Here is a 13,879-nt window from a genome sequence, read left to right on the forward strand (position 1 = left end):
AATGGAACACAATATGTTTTGCTATCAGTGCCAGGAGACAGTCGGCTGCACTGGCTGTACCAAAGTGGGTGTCTGTGGAAAGACCGCCGATGTGGCGGTCATGCAGGATTTGCTGGTCTATGTGACAAAGGGACTGGCTGCGGTGACTACCGCTCTGCGGACTCAGAACGTGCCGGTGGAGAGGGCGATCAATCACCTCATTACCCTGAATTTGTTTACCACCATTACCAACGCTAATTTTGATCAGGAGGCCATTGAGGCCCGCATTAGCGCCACATTGGAGGTCAAGGCCAATCTGCTGGCCCAGGTGGAGGGGAAGGAATCCTTGCCTGAGGCTGCTCTTTGGGACGGCTCCGGGGACTGGGCGGCCAAGGCTGCCCAGGTAGGGGTGCGGTCCACTGAAAATGAGGACATTCGCTCTCTGCGGGAGCTGATCACCTACGGCCTCAAAGGCCTGTCCGCCTACTCCAAGCACGCCAATGCACTGATGCAGGATGATGACGAGGCGGACGCCTTCCTCCAGAAGGCGCTGGCGGCTACCCTGGATGACAGCCTCACCGCTGATGAGCTGGTTGCCCTGACTCTGGAGACCGGCAAGTATGGCGTCCAGGGTATGGCTCTGCTGGACCAGGCCAACACCGGGGCCTATGGCAATCCGGAGATCACCAGGGTCAATATTGGCGTGGGCAAGAATCCCGGTATCCTGGTATCTGGTCATGACCTGCGGGACCTGGAACAGATGCTGGAGCAGACCCAGGGCACCGGCGTGGACGTGTACACCCACTCCGAGATGCTGCCTGCCCACTACTACCCCGCATTCAAGAAGTACCCCAATTTTGTAGGCAACTACGGCAATGCCTGGTGGAAGCAGAAGGAGGAGTTTGAGTCCTTCCACGGCCCCATCCTCATGACTACCAACTGCATCGTGCCCCCCAAGGAGAGCTACAAGGACCGGCTGTACACCACCGGGGCCGCCGGATTCCCCGGCTGCAAGCACATCTCCGGCGGGGTAGGAGAGAAGAAGGACTTTTCCGCCCTCATCGAGCACGCAAAGCGCTGCGCTCCTCCTGAGGAGATAGAGACCGGCGAGATCGTGGGGGGCTTTGCCCATGCCCAGGTGCTGGCTCTGGCCGACCAGGTGGTGGAGGCAGTTAAGAGCGGCGCTATTCAGAAGTTTGTAGTCATGGCGGGCTGTGACGGCCGGGCCAAGAGTCGGAACTACTATACCGAGTTTGCCAAGGCCCTGCCTCGGGATACGGTAATCCTTACCGCCGGCTGCGCAAAGTACAAGTACAACAAGCTGGATCTGGGCGACATTGGCGGTATTCCCCGGGTGCTGGATGCAGGTCAGTGCAACGACTCCTACTCTCTGGCGGTGGTCGCGCTAAAGCTGAAGGAGGTCTTTGGGCTGGCGGACATCAACGATCTGCCCATCGTGTACAATATTGCCTGGTATGAGCAGAAGGCGGTCATCGTGCTGCTGGCGCTGCTGTACCTGGGGGTCAAGAATATCCACCTGGGGCCCACTCTTCCCGCTTTCCTCAGCCCCAACGTGGCCAAGGTGCTGGTGGAGAACTTCGGTATCGCCGGCATTGGCACTGTGGAAGAGGACATGAAGCTGTTTTTCGGTGAGAACGCATAAATCAAAAATCCGGCAGGCACAGCCTGCCGGATTTTTTTATCGGTTAAGATACCAGACGCCCAGATTGAGGTAGGCGGCAAAGCTCACCCATAGCAGGTAGGGAAGCAGCAACCAGGCGGCAATCGGGTCGATCTTGCGGAAGGTGAGGAGGGTCCAGAGGATCAGTCCCCACAGTGCCGCCAGCCAGAGCAGGGCAACGCCGAAGGCCTGGAGGTTAAAAAACAGAATGCTCCAGAAGAAATTGAAGGCCAGCTGTACAAAATAGAGCACAAGCCCCCGGGTGCGGATGTCGGATGGGGGAGAAAGCCAGATCCGGGCGGCGGCTATGGCCATCAGGGCAAAGAGAATGCCCCAGACAATGGGAAAGACTACGGCGGGCGGGGATAGAGGCGGCTGTACAATGGACTGGCTGTAGGCTTTGGCCCCGTCCCGGGTGAGCCAGCCGGAGAGAAAGCCTACTCCCTCTGTGATGAGGATAAACAGGGCATAGATTTTCCAGGGAAATTGTTTCATACCATATCACCTGGAGTCAGTATATACACAGAGGCGCTTTCGTATACGTTACTGTCCTTCGACTTCCATGGTTGCCATCTGGGGCTGGGAGTTCCCGAATTGCGCACCTCGGCTCAGCCAGTACTTATTAGCGGCCCGCAGGAACATACCTCCGGTCAGCGGCAGGGTGATGGAGAGTTGAGCGGGGCGGCCTTTTTGAATGGAACGGGCCAGCTTTTGGACCTTTCGACGGGCCATTCCCATAAACGGAGTGTTGGGGAAGGCCTCGCCGCAGCCCATCCGCAGGACACCGCCCATCTTATGTCCGCCCCGCTTGCAGAAGAGACGGATCATGTCCACTGCCACATCGTTCTGATGCGGCTCCCGAAAACCGCAGTTGATAATAACATGGACGGTGAGGGGAGCGGTGTGCTGCTCTAACATGGCCTTTAAAAATTCCATCAGACCAGTGGGCAGGCCGTCGGTATAAAGAGGGAAAACCAGCAGCAGATCGGAACATTCCTTGAGCTGTTCCAGACAGGCGGTATGCTGCCGTTGGAGCACACTGTATTGCTCATATTCGCCAGACCAGGCGGACAAAAAGGCCTGGATATACAGTTTGGAGTTGGATTTTGGCGCCCGGGGGCTGCCGTTAACGATCATCAGTTTGCCCATGCTTGTACCACCTTTCCAGCCAGATCTTCCACCTGAGCCTCCGAGTCTGCAAAATGGATGGTGTAGTGCTCTGTCAGGGTGTTCAGGGAATTGCGGGCCAGCCATCGGTCAAAAATGGTCCGCTCCTCCTCATCCTGAGCGCCATAGGCTACCACAGTCAGTTCCTTGGGCTTGACTGCACGCTGGAAGTGGTGGCACTCTCCGTGGTGGAGGCGGATAAAAGCCTGCTGACTGGGGATGGAACGCTCCACCAGGCGTTTTATGGGCAGATCATAGCAGCCAAGAAACAGGCGGCTAACGACCAACAGCCGCTCGCAGCGGGCTATATCAGGGTAGATAGCCGGGGCGTCATCCCGGATGACACAGCGGCCCGGTGTCTTGACCCAGCAGCCAAAGCAGCCCACACAGTTAGCGATCTTCTGTTCGGCTACGTTGATCAGCCGCAGATTACTGGCTGAGGGCAAGGAAGAGAGAGGGTGGTCTGTTAATATCAGGTCCATAGGTATGCTACACTCCTTTTTTCTGTTGGTAAACGACATCTAACAGTATATCATAGATAAAACAAAAATCCTAGTAAAATAATATGAATAAAGAAAAAAGACAGACCTGCTACCGGGAGGGTGGCAGGTCTGTGGGGCAGATAATTCAGAGGGCGGCGCACTGGGCCTCAATGGAGGCCTCACAGTCCTTCATAGCCTGGAGGGTGCGCTCCAACAGGTCGTTCAGTTCCCAGCCAAGCAGCTGAGCGCCCTGGGCAATGGTCTCCCGGGAACAGCCAGCGGCAAAACGCTTATCCTTATACTTCTTTTTCAGACTGGACAGCTCCATATCCTGAACGCTCTTTGAGGGACGCATGAGGGCGGCGGCGCCGATCAGGCCGGTAAGCTCGTCCACGGCAAAGAGAACCTTTTCCATCTGATGCTCCGGCACCGCATTGCCCTCGGTCATGCCCCAGCCGTGGCTGACCACCGCATGGATAAGAGCGGGGTCCAGACCTTGCTCCTCCATGATCTCCCGGACTTTGACACAGTGTTCATCGGGATACAGCTCAAAATCCAGGTCGTGGAGCAGTCCTGCGGTGGCCCAGAAGTCAGCCTCCGCTTCATATCCGAACTGACGGGCAAACCAGTCCATGACCGCCTCTACGGTGAAGGCGTGACGGAGATGGAAAGGCTCTTTGTTATATGTCTTCAGCAGAGCCAGAGCCTGCGCACGGGTCAATTTCATAATAAGGGCCTCCTTTTGTGCTTTTCCACATTATAGCACAGAAGAAGTTCCGATGCAAAAGGATTGCGGTCCTATGGCTGCGTCGGAGGAGGGAGGAAGGTGAGACCTCCGATGCCCTCCAGCGGAAAGAGCGGCGCATGACAGCGGGCGGCAAAGCGTTCCAGCTGGTCCATGGAGTCGATCTGGCGGTATTGAGCGCTGATGACGTCCTGTACATGGGCGGGCAGGTGGTCGAAGTATTCCCGTGCTCTGGCGTCATGGCGAAACAGGACGTAAAGGTCCCTGTAATATGCTTTCATGGTATCACCCCGGAATTAGGATGTACTGCGACAGAGTGACTTATAGACGGAAAATGAAGGAACTTCTGCAAAAAATAGTTCGTCAATTTAGCTGCGGGGAAAAATGGGAAAAATAAGCTGCAAAAATGATTATCTGCATTTGAGTAAAAACAGAGAAAAACGGCACCTGCCAGGTAGAATGGGAGTGAAGAAAGTTTACATAAAGTGAGATTTTGAAGGTGGAAGTTAATGTCTTTGTAATAGAAATGCTTAAAATGCGGTTAAAATTGTCCACATATCCACAGAGATATCCACATTGGGGGGAGAGTGAAAGGGAAACTGACTGGTTTTCGGTAACATAATGTAAAGACGGGGAGAAAATGAAAGAAAAGAAGCAATGCCCTTCAACGTGCGCTGGTCCAAAGGGCGTACAAAAGAAAAGCACTTGCGGTTCCCGGGAAACCGGTATAAAATAAGTTGAATCAACATTACAGTGTAAACCGGGAGGAATGTTACACCTATGGAACAGGCAAAGGTATATTACTCTGACCTGCGTTGTCGGCCTGGGAAAAATTTGCTGAATAAGCTGGAAAAGCTGATCCGCACCGCGGGGATCGGGGAAATCGACTTTGACCACAAGCTGGTGGCCATCAAGATGCACTTTGGAGAGCCGGGCAATCTGGCCTTCCTGCGGCCCAACTATGCCAAGGTGGTAGCCGATGTGGTAAAGAGTCTGGGTGGTGTGCCCTTCCTGACCGACTGCAACACCCTGTATCCCGGACGGCGGAAGAACGCCTTGGAGCATCTGGATGCCGCTTTTGAGAATGGTTTTTCTCCGCTGTCCACTGGCTGCCAGATCATCATCGGCGACGGTCTGCGTGGCAACGACGACGTAGAGGTGCCGGTGGAGGGCGCGGAGCATATTACCACCGCCAAGATTGGTAAGGCCATCATGGAAGCCGACGTGATCATCTCCCTGTCCCACTTCAAGGGACATGAGCAGACCGGCTTCGGCGGCGCGATCAAGAATCTGGGTATGGGCTGCGGTTCCCGCCGGGGTAAGATGGAGCAGCATGCTCAGGGTAAACCGGTGGTCAGTGAGAAGCGCTGCGTCGGCTGTGGGAAGTGCTCCATGCAGTGCGCCCATGACGCCATCTCTTATGGGGAGGATCGCAAGGCCTCCATTGATCAGAATAAGTGCGTAGGCTGTGGCCGCTGCATTGCGGTATGTAATGTGGACGCCATCCACACCGGCTATGACGCCGCTATGGAAGAGTTGAGCTGCCGTATGGCGGAATACACCAAGGCGGTGGTGGATGGCCGTCCTCAGTTCCATATCAGCCTGGTCATTGATGTGTCTCCTTATTGTGATTGTCACGGCGAGAACGACCTGCCTATCCTGCCCGACGTAGGTATGTTCGCCTCCTTTGACGCTGTGGCGCTGGACCAGGCCTGCGCCGATGCCTGCCTGCGCCAGGCTCCCATCCCCGGTTCCGCCCTGGATGATCAGATGCACCGTCCCGGTTTCTGTGATCACCACGATCACTTTATCAACAGTATGCCGGAAACTGATTGGAAGGTATGTCTGGCCCACTGCGAGAAGATCGGTGTGGGCACCCGTTCCTATGAGTTGATCAAGGTAAAATAACGCCCAAAGAAAGGAAGATTTGATATGGACGTAAAGGAGATTCTGGCCCGCTGTGACCACACCCTGCTCAAACAGGAGTCTACTTGGGAACAGATCAAAGCAGTTTGTGACGACGGTCTGAAGTACGACTGTGCTTCTGTTTGTATTCCCGCCTCCTTTGTGAAGCAGGCGGCCGACTATGTGGGGAACGACCTGAAGGTCTGCACCGTGATCGGGTTCCCCAACGGTTATTCCACCACCGCTGTTAAGGTCTTTGAAACAGAGGATGCCATCCGCAACGGCGCGGATGAGATCGATATGGTTATTAACATTGGCTGGGTGAAGGACCAGCGGTGGAATGATCTGCTGGAGGAGATCAAAGCCATCAAGGCCTCCTGTCAGGGGCGTATTCTGAAGGTCATCGTGGAGACCTGCCTGCTGACCCAGGATGAGAAGGTCAAGATGTGCCAGATCGTTACCGAGGCGGGAGCCGACTATATCAAGACCTCCACCGGATTCTCCACCGGCGGCGCTACCCGTGAAGATGTGGCTCTCTTCAAGGCTAATGTGGGGGCTGAAGTGCGTATCAAGGCTGCCGGCGGCATCCGTACGCTTCAGGACGCCGAGGATTTTATCAACCTGGGCGCCGACCGCCTGGGTACTTCCGCTATTGTTAAACTGGTGAAGGGGCAGACACCCCAGGGATACTGAGCGCTGAGGGGTCGGCGCCCAGGACCCGCCGCAGGCAGGACGCCGCCAATGCGGCGCAGGCCGGGGGAATTCAGTTTCCCCGGCCGCAAATAAAAAGAGGGGTCCCCATGAGATTGTATCTCATGGGGTAGCCGACCGCCTGGGTACTTCCGCTATTGTTAAACTGGTGAAGGGGCAGACACCCCAGGGATACTAATTCAAACAAGATATAACAAGGCCCTCCGGCACTGCCGGAGGGCCTTGTTGTTTTATGAGAAGCAGTCCTTTGTCGCAGACTGAAGATAACCCTCCACGGCGGAGGCGGTGGACAGACCCATGGCCTCCTGAGTGACCTGGGCTGCCTGGGCGGCGTACCAGTGGTGGATCTGGGCGCGGGTTGCCAGCACGGCGGAGGAGCTGACGGAGAACTCATCCAGGCCCCAGGTCATGAGCAGGGGAATGAGCCGGGGATCGGCGGCGGCTTCGCCGCACATACCTACCGGAATGCCGGCTTCCTTGGCGGAGGTGATCACGCTGCGGATGGAGCGGAGCACAGCGGGGTGGAAGGTGGTGTACAGATTTTCCACCTGGGCGTTGCCACGGTCTACCGCCATGGTGTACTGGGTCAGGTCGTTGGTGCCAATGGAGAAGAAGTCGCACTCCCGAGCCAGCAGGTCGGCAATAAGGGCGGCGGCAGGAGTCTCCACCATGATGCCCAGGGGGATGTCCTTGTGGTAGGGCAGCCCCTCAGCCTCCAGCTCGGCCTTACAGGCCTCCAGCAGAGCCCGGGCGCCGCGGATCTCCTCCAGAGAGGTGACCAGGGGCAGCATGATCTTGATGTTCTTCTCCTCGGCGCCTGCCCGGAGCAGGGCCCGGAGCTGTACCTTGTACAGGTCGGGGTTGTCCAGGCAGTAGCGGATGGCCCGGTGGCCCAGGAAGGGGTTGTCCTCGTAAGCCATGCCCAGGTACTCCACAGCCTTGTCGCCGCCTACATCCAGGGTGCGGATGATGACCTCCTTGCCCGCCATGATGCGGGAGACAGCCAGGTAGGCCTCATACTGCTCGGTCTCGGTGGGCACGCTGGTCCGGTCCATGAACAGGAACTCAGTGCGGAACAGGCCGATGCCCTCGGCCCCTGCCTCAGCGGCGGCGCCGGCCTCTGTGGGGGAGCCGATGTTGGCGTACAGGGCGTAGCGTTTGCCCTCAGCATCCACGGTCTCCCGGCCCCGATAGACGGCCAGCAGGGCCTTTCTGCGGAGAAACTCCTCCTGCTTGGCCAGATACTCGGCCAAAGTGCGCTGGTCCGGGTTGACCATAGCGGTCCCCTCGCTGCCGTCCACAATGACGCTGTCCCCGTCCTTCAGCTGCTCCATGGCCCGGGGCACACTGAGTACGGCGGGAAGTTCCAGCGCTCGGGCCAGGATAGCGGAGTGGCTGGTACGGCCTCCGACTTCGGTAAGGATGGCGGCAACGTGTTCCCTGTCCAGCCCCACCGTCATGGAGGGCGTCAGGTCGTTGGCCACCAGCACGCTGCCTGCGGGCAGATGGCTCACATCCACGCCGGTGACCCCCAGCAGGATGGCAAGCATCCGGCTGCGGATATCACGCACGTCGGTGGCTCGCTGGCGCATGAGCTCGTCGTCCACCCCGGCGAACATCTCGGCGTACATGGTGCACACCTGATCCACCGCCGCCTCGGCGCACTGGCCGGCGTCAATGACTTCCCCCATCTGGCTCTGCATGAAGGGGTCGCCCAGCATCATGATCTGGCCGGTGAGGATCTCGGATTCCTTTTCTCCCACCTGGGCCCGAATGTGGTCGGCCATGGCGGTGGTTTTTTCGTTGAACTGTGTGATAGCGGCCTGGAGCCGTTCCTTCTCTACCTCTTTGCCGCCGTATTTCACAGCGGAGTAATCCAGACTCTGCTCCCGGACGCAGACGGCTTTGCCGATGCCGATTCCGTCTGAAGCGGCGATGCCCCGTAAGATCATAGCGGTTTCCTCCTATTTATCGGTTCGGGGGTCTGAGCGATCACTCGCCCAGACCGGATTCCACCAGCTCCACGGCGGCCTTCAGGGCGTCGGCCTCCTGCTCGCCGCTGCACTGGATCTCGATCTCGCTGCCCTGCTTGATGCAGGCGGCCATCAAGTGCATGATGCTCTTGGCGTTGATTTCCTTGCCGTTGAAAACGATGGTAACATCGCTCTTGTACTTGGCCATGGTGTTGACAAAGAGTTGGGCAGGACGCATATGCATACCCTGAGGATTGATGATTTTGGTCTTGGCGATAACCATAATGATACTTCCTTTCTGAGTTCGATCAAGTATTGTGTGTAGGATATACGTTTTATTAGATCTTTTTCTTTTTCAGCAGGCCCAGCAGGATCATACCCACCAGAGAACCTGCGGCCAGGGCAATGACATAGCCCAGTACATTGGTCATGACGGGGAAGACGAAGATGCCGCCGTGAGGGGCGGGGAGGGCGCAGCCGAAGGCCATGGACAGAGCGCCGGCCACGCCGGAGCCCACGATGCAGGCGGGCAGGACACGGAGAGGATCGCCGGCGGCAAAGGGGATGGCGCCCTCGGTAATGAAACACAGGCCCATGATGTAATTGACTACGCCCGACTTGCGTTCATCCTCGGTGAAGCGGTTGCGGAAGAAGCTGGTGGCCAGCGCAATGGCGATGGGGGGCACCATACCGCCAATCATGACGGCGGCCATGATGTCGGAACCCTGCCCGGCGGCCATGGTGGCCAGAGTGGAGGTTCCAAACACGTAGGCGGCTTTGTTGAAGGGACCGCCCATATCCACGGCCATCATACCGGCCAGCACGATGCCGAGAACGATCTTGCTGCCCTCGCCCATGGCCTCCAGGCCGGAGTAAAGGGCGGTGTTGATGGCGCCCACAATGGGATTGATGAGGCACATAAACAGGCCGATGATGAGAAGCCCCACCACGGGGTAGATCAGGATGGGTTTGAGGCCCTCCAGTGCCCGGGGCAGCTTGTCGCAGATCTTCCGCATACCCAGCATCAGGTAGCCGCCAGCGAAACCGGCGATGAGAGCGCCCAGGAAACCGGCAGAGACAGCGGTACCGGAGGGGGAGGCGAAGGTGGCGCCGGACACGGCCAGCGCGCCGCCTACAAAGCCCACCATCAGACCGGGCCGGTCGGCAATGGACATGGCGATGTAGCCGGCCAGGATGGGCAGCATAAAGTTGAAGGCTACACCGCCGATGTTTTTGAACCAGGCGGCAATGGGGGTGTTGGTGCCGAAATTGGCATAGTCAATGGAGGCGTCGTCCAGCAGGAAGGCCAGAGCGATGAGGATGCCGCCGCCGATGACGAAGGGGAGCATATGGCTGACGCCGTTCATCAGCTGCTTGTACAGCTTTCGGCCGATGCTTTCGTTGGAGGTCTCCTGCACCACCTGACCGGCGTGATGGTAGATGGGGGCGCTGGGGGCCTGACGAATGAGTTCCTCGGGTTTATGGATGCCGTCAGAGACCGGGACCCTCAGCACCGGTTTGCCGTCAAACCGGGCCAGATCGACCTCTTTGTCAGCGGCGATGATAATGCCGTCACAGGCATCGATCTCCTTCCGTGTCAGGATGTTTTTGGCGCCGCCGGAACCCTGGGTCTCAATTTTAACGGAAATGCCCAGTTCCTTGCCCTTTTTCTCCAGAGCCTCGGCGGCCATGTAGGTGTGGGCAATGCCGGTGGGGCAGGCGGTGACTGCCAGGATACGGGGACCAGCGGCAGGACTCTCGACAGTGGATGCAGGAGATTCTGCGGGGGCTTCCTCGGGGAATTTGGCGGCCTCGTACTTATCGATGACATCCATAAAGGTTTTGGCATCGGAGGCTGCCCGCAGTTCGCTGATGAAGTTGAAATCCATCAGCAGCACCATCAGGTGGGACAGGATCTCCAGGTGCAGATCCCCATCCATGGGGGCGGCGATCATGAAGAAGAGGTCAGAGGGCTGGCCGTCCATAGCGCCGTAATCCACGCCTTCTTTCAGAATGCACGCGGCAAGACTGGGGGATTTGACGCAGGCGCTTTTGGCGTGGGGGACGGCGATCCCCATCTCAATGGCTGTGCTGGTCTGAGATTCCCGGGCCAGGATAGCCTGCTTATAGGCTTCCCGGCCAGTGAGACAGCCGCTCTTGTTTTGCAGGTCCACCAACAGATCGATGGCGGCCTCCTTATCGGTGGCGGCGGCGCCCAGCGCGATTTTTGCCGGGCTCAGCAGATCGACAATGCGCATGGTAGGAAACTCCTTTCTGAATTAGAAGGTATGGATCAGTGCCATGATTTCTTCTTTCGTGGCCAGTCCGTCAGCAAAGGCGGTAGCGGAACCGGCGGCGGCGCCCAGGCGCTGGGCGTAGGCGTAGTCGCCTCTCTCCAGCCAACCAGCCAGGAAACCGGCCACCATGGAGTCGCCGGCACCTACCGAGTTGCGGACGATGCCCTTGGGTACGCCCAGCCGGTGGCAGCCGCCTCGCTCGTCCAGCAGCAGGGAACCCTCCCCGGCCATAGAGACCAGTACGTTGCGGGCGCCCCTGGCCTGCAGCTCTACGGCACAGGACCAGATGTCCTCATCGCTTTCCAGGGTACGGCCAAACAGCTCGCCCAGTTCCAGATCGTTGGGTTTGATGAGGAAGGGATGATAGGGGAGGGCGCTGCATAGCAGATCCCGGGTGGTATCTACCACAAACTGGATGCCCCGATCCTCCAGACGGGCCAGGATCTGTTCATATACATCGTGAGACAAAGCAGCGGGTACAGAACCGGAGATCACCAGAAAGTCTCCGGCCTCCAGCCGGTCCAGCTTGTTCTGAAGGGCCCGTAGGGCGACTGGACCCACGGTGGGACCCTGGCCGTTGATTTCAGTCTCATCGCCGCCCTTAACCTTGACGTTGATGCGGGTCAGTCCATCGGGGAGCCAGATAAAATCGGTGCGGATTCCGCGGCTCCGCAGGCCCTCCTCCAGCGCCCGGCCGGTGAATCCGGCCAGAAAGCCCAGTGCTACATTTTCTACACCCAGCGCGGACAAAACAGTGGATACGTTGATGCCCTTGCCGCCATACTGGATTTCCTCGCTCTGGGTGCGGTTGATCTGGCCGGGACGCAGAGCATCCATCCAAACCACATAATCCAGGGCGGGATTAAAGGTTACTGTGTAGATCATACGGATACCTCCTTGATGACCGTGTGCTCCAGATAACTGGGGTCGGAGAGATGCTCGGTAATAATAGTGGCCTTCTCCAGCGGCAGCACGGTCACGGTGGATACCAATTCAAATTTGCTGCTGTCGGCCAGCACAAAGGTGAGGTAGGACTGCTCAGCGGCTTTGGTCTTAATGGCCGCCTCCTCCGGGTCTGGGGTGGTGAAACCCTGGCGGATGGTGATGCCGTTGATACCCAGGAAAGCTTTGGTGAAGTTATACTTGCCGAGCTCCTCCAGTGCGCCGGTACCTACTACAGCCCAAGTGCCAGGCTTGAGGTAGCCGCCCAGCACGTAACCACGCAGTCCCAGCTCCATCAGCCGCTGGGCGCAGGCGATACCGTTGGTGACAAAGGTAGCACGGGAGCCCTTTAAGTACTCCACCATCCGTACCGTGGTGGTACCTGCGTCCAGATATACCACATCATCGTCATTGATGAGTCCGGCAGCGTAGTGGGCAATGGAGTCCTTTTCGTCCCGATGAAGCAGGGATTTGGTGGTTACGTCAGGCTCCTCACCCTGAAAGGTGCTGTCGGTCAGAACCGCTCCGCCGTGCACTTTGTTCAGCCTGCCCTGTCGGGCCAGGATGGTCAAGTCCCGCCGGATGGTGGCTTCAGAGGCGCCGGTGAGTTCGCACAGATGGGTTACACTGGCTGCCCGACTGTTGGTCAGTTCCTGCAGGATGGTTTCGAAACGCTGCTCTGCCAACATGGAGGACCTCTCCTTTCTGCTTTGTTTTGATTGAAAATGACTGATCTTTTTTGCAACTCAAATATAGCACCAATATCAATCACAGTCAATCACAAACAGTCAAGTCCGCGCACAAAAAAGCAGACTGCTTTTTGGACAGTCTGACGAACTACCATGGGGAGGTTTTGGAAAAATCCGGTGAAAAAAGAAAGTACAAAATATGAAATACGCAAAAACGATCAAAAAAGTGCGCCGGTGGCCAAAGCACACCGGCGCATGATTTTACTGGAGCAGCCCCGTGATTATGGTTGCGATTCCAGCAACCAGAAAAACGGCTCCGCCTATTTTTGTGGTGATACTGGAACGCATCCTTCGAAAAACAGTCTTAAGCTTTTCAAAGGGGATCAATAGGAAAATCAGGCCGAGAATGAGGAACAGTGCACCCAGGGAGAAGTAGACCGACATGGTTTCACCCACCGTTTCTTATGTAGTAGTTCCATCTTACCAGTTCTGTACGGCTATTGCAAGAGTTCCTTGTATTTCGGGGAGACATCTGGTAGGATAACAGAGAAATAGGACAAGGAGCCGAGAACTTCAATGGAGGGCATCCATGCGGGAATATGAGGGAGCGCTGCGTCGGACGGCGCTGTTTCGGGGAATGGAAGAGGAGGAGCTGTTTGCCCTGCTGGACTGTATGGGCGGGGGTGTGCGGCGGTATCCGCGGGGGACTGCGGTGCTTCGAGCGGGAGATCCTGCGACCCATTTGGGTGTGGTACTGGCGGGGCAGGTGCAGGTAAGCCGCATCCGATCTGATGGGCAGCGGATCGTGATGGGAGAGATGGGACCGGGGCGGCTTTTTGCAGAATCCTATGCTTGTGCCGGAGCCGAGAACCTTCCGGTTACCGTTACCGCAATGGCGGATACGGCGGTGCTGCTGCTGGACTGCCGGCGGCTGTCCATGCCCTGTGCCGCTGCCTGTGGAGCCCATGGAAAGCTGATTCATAATCTGTTGTGGGTGTTGGCTGAGAAGAATCTGTTTCTTACCGGAAAGCTGGACCACCTCTCTGGCCGTACCATTCGGGAGCGGCTGCTCTCCTATCTGGAGGAGGAGGCAGCCCGCACCGGTCGGGCTACGGTGGTGGTTCCCTTTGACCGCCAGAGTTTGGCAGACTACCTCTGCGTGGATCGCAGCGCACTGTCCCGCACCATCGGCCAGCTGCAAAAGGAAGGGGTGCTGGAGGCCGACCGCCGGCGATTCCACCTGAAGGTTCTGCCGGAGTCTATGGAATAACAAAAAGCGGGCATACTGCAATGCAGTACGCCCGCTTT

The 13,879-nt window shown here is 57.6% G+C and carries 15 protein-coding genes; 5 read left to right on the forward strand and 10 right to left on the reverse strand.

From position 1 onward, the window contains the following. The first annotated feature begins 1 nt into the window (after position 1). The gene (gene hcp, locus WHJ28_RS05235) at positions 2-1,642 is read left to right on the forward strand and encodes a hydroxylamine reductase (RefSeq protein ID WP_340040348.1); all 1,641 of its coding nucleotides are present in this window, start codon (positions 2-4) and stop codon (positions 1,640-1,642) included. A 36-nt stretch (positions 1,643-1,678) separates the two neighbouring features. Here the strand turns inward: hcp and WHJ28_RS05240 are convergent, their stop codons facing one another. The 5 genes from WHJ28_RS05240 to WHJ28_RS05260 form a co-directional block, all read right to left on the reverse strand. Then, entirely contained in the window at positions 1,679-2,155 is a 477-nt protein-coding gene (locus WHJ28_RS05240) for a TspO/MBR family protein (protein ID WP_340040349.1), read from the reverse strand. A gap of 48 nt (positions 2,156-2,203) precedes the next feature. Continuing rightward, positions 2,204-2,809, reverse strand: a complete 606-nt coding sequence (locus WHJ28_RS05245) for a hypothetical protein (RefSeq protein WP_340040350.1) — start codon at positions 2,807-2,809, stop codon at positions 2,204-2,206. After that, the gene (locus WHJ28_RS05250) at positions 2,797-3,309 is read right to left on the reverse strand and encodes a flavodoxin family protein (RefSeq protein WP_340040351.1); all 513 of its coding nucleotides are present in this window, start codon (positions 3,307-3,309) and stop codon (positions 2,797-2,799) included. Before WHJ28_RS05250 ends, WHJ28_RS05245 begins: the two co-directional genes overlap by 13 nt. A gap of 145 nt (positions 3,310-3,454) precedes the next feature. Then, on the reverse strand, positions 3,455-4,036 hold the full coding sequence (locus WHJ28_RS05255; protein ID WP_340040353.1) for a hydrolase: 582 nt from the start codon (positions 4,034-4,036) through the stop codon (positions 3,455-3,457). Between the two features lie 71 nt (positions 4,037-4,107). Continuing rightward, the gene (locus tag WHJ28_RS05260) at positions 4,108-4,335 is read right to left on the reverse strand and encodes a hypothetical protein (protein WP_340040355.1); all 228 of its coding nucleotides are present in this window, start codon (positions 4,333-4,335) and stop codon (positions 4,108-4,110) included. A gap of 499 nt (positions 4,336-4,834) precedes the next feature. Here WHJ28_RS05260 and WHJ28_RS05265 point away from each other — a divergent pair, with 499 nt between their 5' ends. After that, positions 4,835-5,962, forward strand: coding sequence for a DUF362 domain-containing protein (locus tag WHJ28_RS05265; protein WP_340040357.1), 1,128 nt, complete (start codon positions 4,835-4,837; stop codon positions 5,960-5,962). A 24-nt stretch (positions 5,963-5,986) separates the two neighbouring features. Continuing rightward, complete coding sequence (deoC, locus tag WHJ28_RS05270; protein WP_340040359.1) at positions 5,987-6,652, forward strand: deoxyribose-phosphate aldolase; 666 nt, start codon at positions 5,987-5,989, stop codon at positions 6,650-6,652. A gap of 248 nt (positions 6,653-6,900) precedes the next feature. Here the strand turns inward: deoC and ptsP are convergent, their stop codons facing one another. From ptsP to WHJ28_RS05295, 5 genes are read right to left on the reverse strand one after another with little or no spacing between them, the layout of a single operon-like run. Continuing rightward, complete coding sequence (ptsP, locus tag WHJ28_RS05275) at positions 6,901-8,622, reverse strand: phosphoenolpyruvate--protein phosphotransferase (RefSeq protein WP_340040361.1); 1,722 nt, start codon at positions 8,620-8,622, stop codon at positions 6,901-6,903. A 40-nt stretch (positions 8,623-8,662) separates the two neighbouring features. After that, complete coding sequence (locus WHJ28_RS05280) at positions 8,663-8,926, reverse strand: HPr family phosphocarrier protein (RefSeq protein WP_340040363.1); 264 nt, start codon at positions 8,924-8,926, stop codon at positions 8,663-8,665. Positions 8,927-8,981: 55 nt separating this feature from the next. After that, positions 8,982-10,901 (reverse strand): PTS fructose transporter subunit IIABC, encoded by a 1,920-nt coding sequence (locus WHJ28_RS05285; RefSeq protein ID WP_340040365.1) that lies wholly within the window; start codon positions 10,899-10,901, stop codon positions 8,982-8,984. A 21-nt stretch (positions 10,902-10,922) separates the two neighbouring features. Continuing rightward, entirely contained in the window at positions 10,923-11,825 is a 903-nt protein-coding gene (pfkB, locus tag WHJ28_RS05290) for a 1-phosphofructokinase (RefSeq protein ID WP_340040366.1), read from the reverse strand. Then, positions 11,822-12,571: a DeoR/GlpR family DNA-binding transcription regulator gene (locus WHJ28_RS05295; RefSeq protein WP_340040369.1), complete on the reverse strand. Its 750-nt coding sequence runs from the start codon at positions 12,569-12,571 to the stop codon at positions 11,822-11,824. The genes pfkB and WHJ28_RS05295 overlap by 4 nt, the downstream gene beginning before the upstream one ends. 177 nt (positions 12,572-12,748) lie before the next feature. Between WHJ28_RS05295 and WHJ28_RS05300 the strand changes: the two genes are divergently transcribed. Together WHJ28_RS05300 and WHJ28_RS05305 are read left to right on the forward strand one after the other, a co-directional pair. Next, on the forward strand, positions 12,749-12,961 hold the full coding sequence (locus WHJ28_RS05300; RefSeq protein WP_340040371.1) for a hypothetical protein: 213 nt from the start codon (positions 12,749-12,751) through the stop codon (positions 12,959-12,961). Positions 12,962-13,160: 199 nt separating this feature from the next. Beyond that, positions 13,161-13,841, forward strand: a complete 681-nt coding sequence (locus WHJ28_RS05305; protein ID WP_340040373.1) for a Crp/Fnr family transcriptional regulator — start codon at positions 13,161-13,163, stop codon at positions 13,839-13,841. Positions 13,842-13,879 lie beyond the last annotated feature (38 nt).

Source organism: Flavonifractor porci (genome assembly GCF_037572415.1).
Classification (GTDB): domain Bacteria; phylum Bacillota; class Clostridia; order Oscillospirales; family Oscillospiraceae; genus Flavonifractor; species Flavonifractor porci.

What these genes read in the sequence shown, in the direction of transcription:
- hcp (WP_340040348.1), top strand. Translation starts at nt 2, where the DNA reads ATGGAACACAATATGTTTTGCTATCAGTGCCAGGAGACAGTCGGCTGC.
- WHJ28_RS05280 (WP_340040363.1), bottom strand. Translation starts at nt 8,926, where the DNA reads ATGGTTATCGCCAAGACCAAAATCATCAATCCTCAGGGTATGCATATG.
- deoC (WP_340040359.1), top strand. Translation starts at nt 5,987, where the DNA reads ATGGACGTAAAGGAGATTCTGGCCCGCTGTGACCACACCCTGCTCAAA.
- pfkB (WP_340040366.1), bottom strand. Translation starts at nt 11,825, where the DNA reads ATGATCTACACAGTAACCTTTAATCCCGCCCTGGATTATGTGGTTTGG.
- WHJ28_RS05260 (WP_340040355.1), bottom strand. Translation starts at nt 4,335, where the DNA reads ATGAAAGCATATTACAGGGACCTTTACGTCCTGTTTCGCCATGACGCC.
- WHJ28_RS05305 (WP_340040373.1), top strand. Translation starts at nt 13,161, where the DNA reads ATGCGGGAATATGAGGGAGCGCTGCGTCGGACGGCGCTGTTTCGGGGA.
- WHJ28_RS05295 (WP_340040369.1), bottom strand. Translation starts at nt 12,571, where the DNA reads ATGTTGGCAGAGCAGCGTTTCGAAACCATCCTGCAGGAACTGACCAAC.
- WHJ28_RS05285 (WP_340040365.1), bottom strand. Translation starts at nt 10,901, where the DNA reads ATGCGCATTGTCGATCTGCTGAGCCCGGCAAAAATCGCGCTGGGCGCC.
- WHJ28_RS05255 (WP_340040353.1), bottom strand. Translation starts at nt 4,036, where the DNA reads ATGAAATTGACCCGTGCGCAGGCTCTGGCTCTGCTGAAGACATATAAC.
- WHJ28_RS05245 (WP_340040350.1), bottom strand. Translation starts at nt 2,809, where the DNA reads ATGGGCAAACTGATGATCGTTAACGGCAGCCCCCGGGCGCCAAAATCC.
- WHJ28_RS05265 (WP_340040357.1), top strand. Translation starts at nt 4,835, where the DNA reads ATGGAACAGGCAAAGGTATATTACTCTGACCTGCGTTGTCGGCCTGGG.
- ptsP (WP_340040361.1), bottom strand. Translation starts at nt 8,622, where the DNA reads ATGATCTTACGGGGCATCGCCGCTTCAGACGGAATCGGCATCGGCAAA.
- WHJ28_RS05240 (WP_340040349.1), bottom strand. Translation starts at nt 2,155, where the DNA reads ATGAAACAATTTCCCTGGAAAATCTATGCCCTGTTTATCCTCATCACA.
- WHJ28_RS05250 (WP_340040351.1), bottom strand. Translation starts at nt 3,309, where the DNA reads ATGGACCTGATATTAACAGACCACCCTCTCTCTTCCTTGCCCTCAGCC.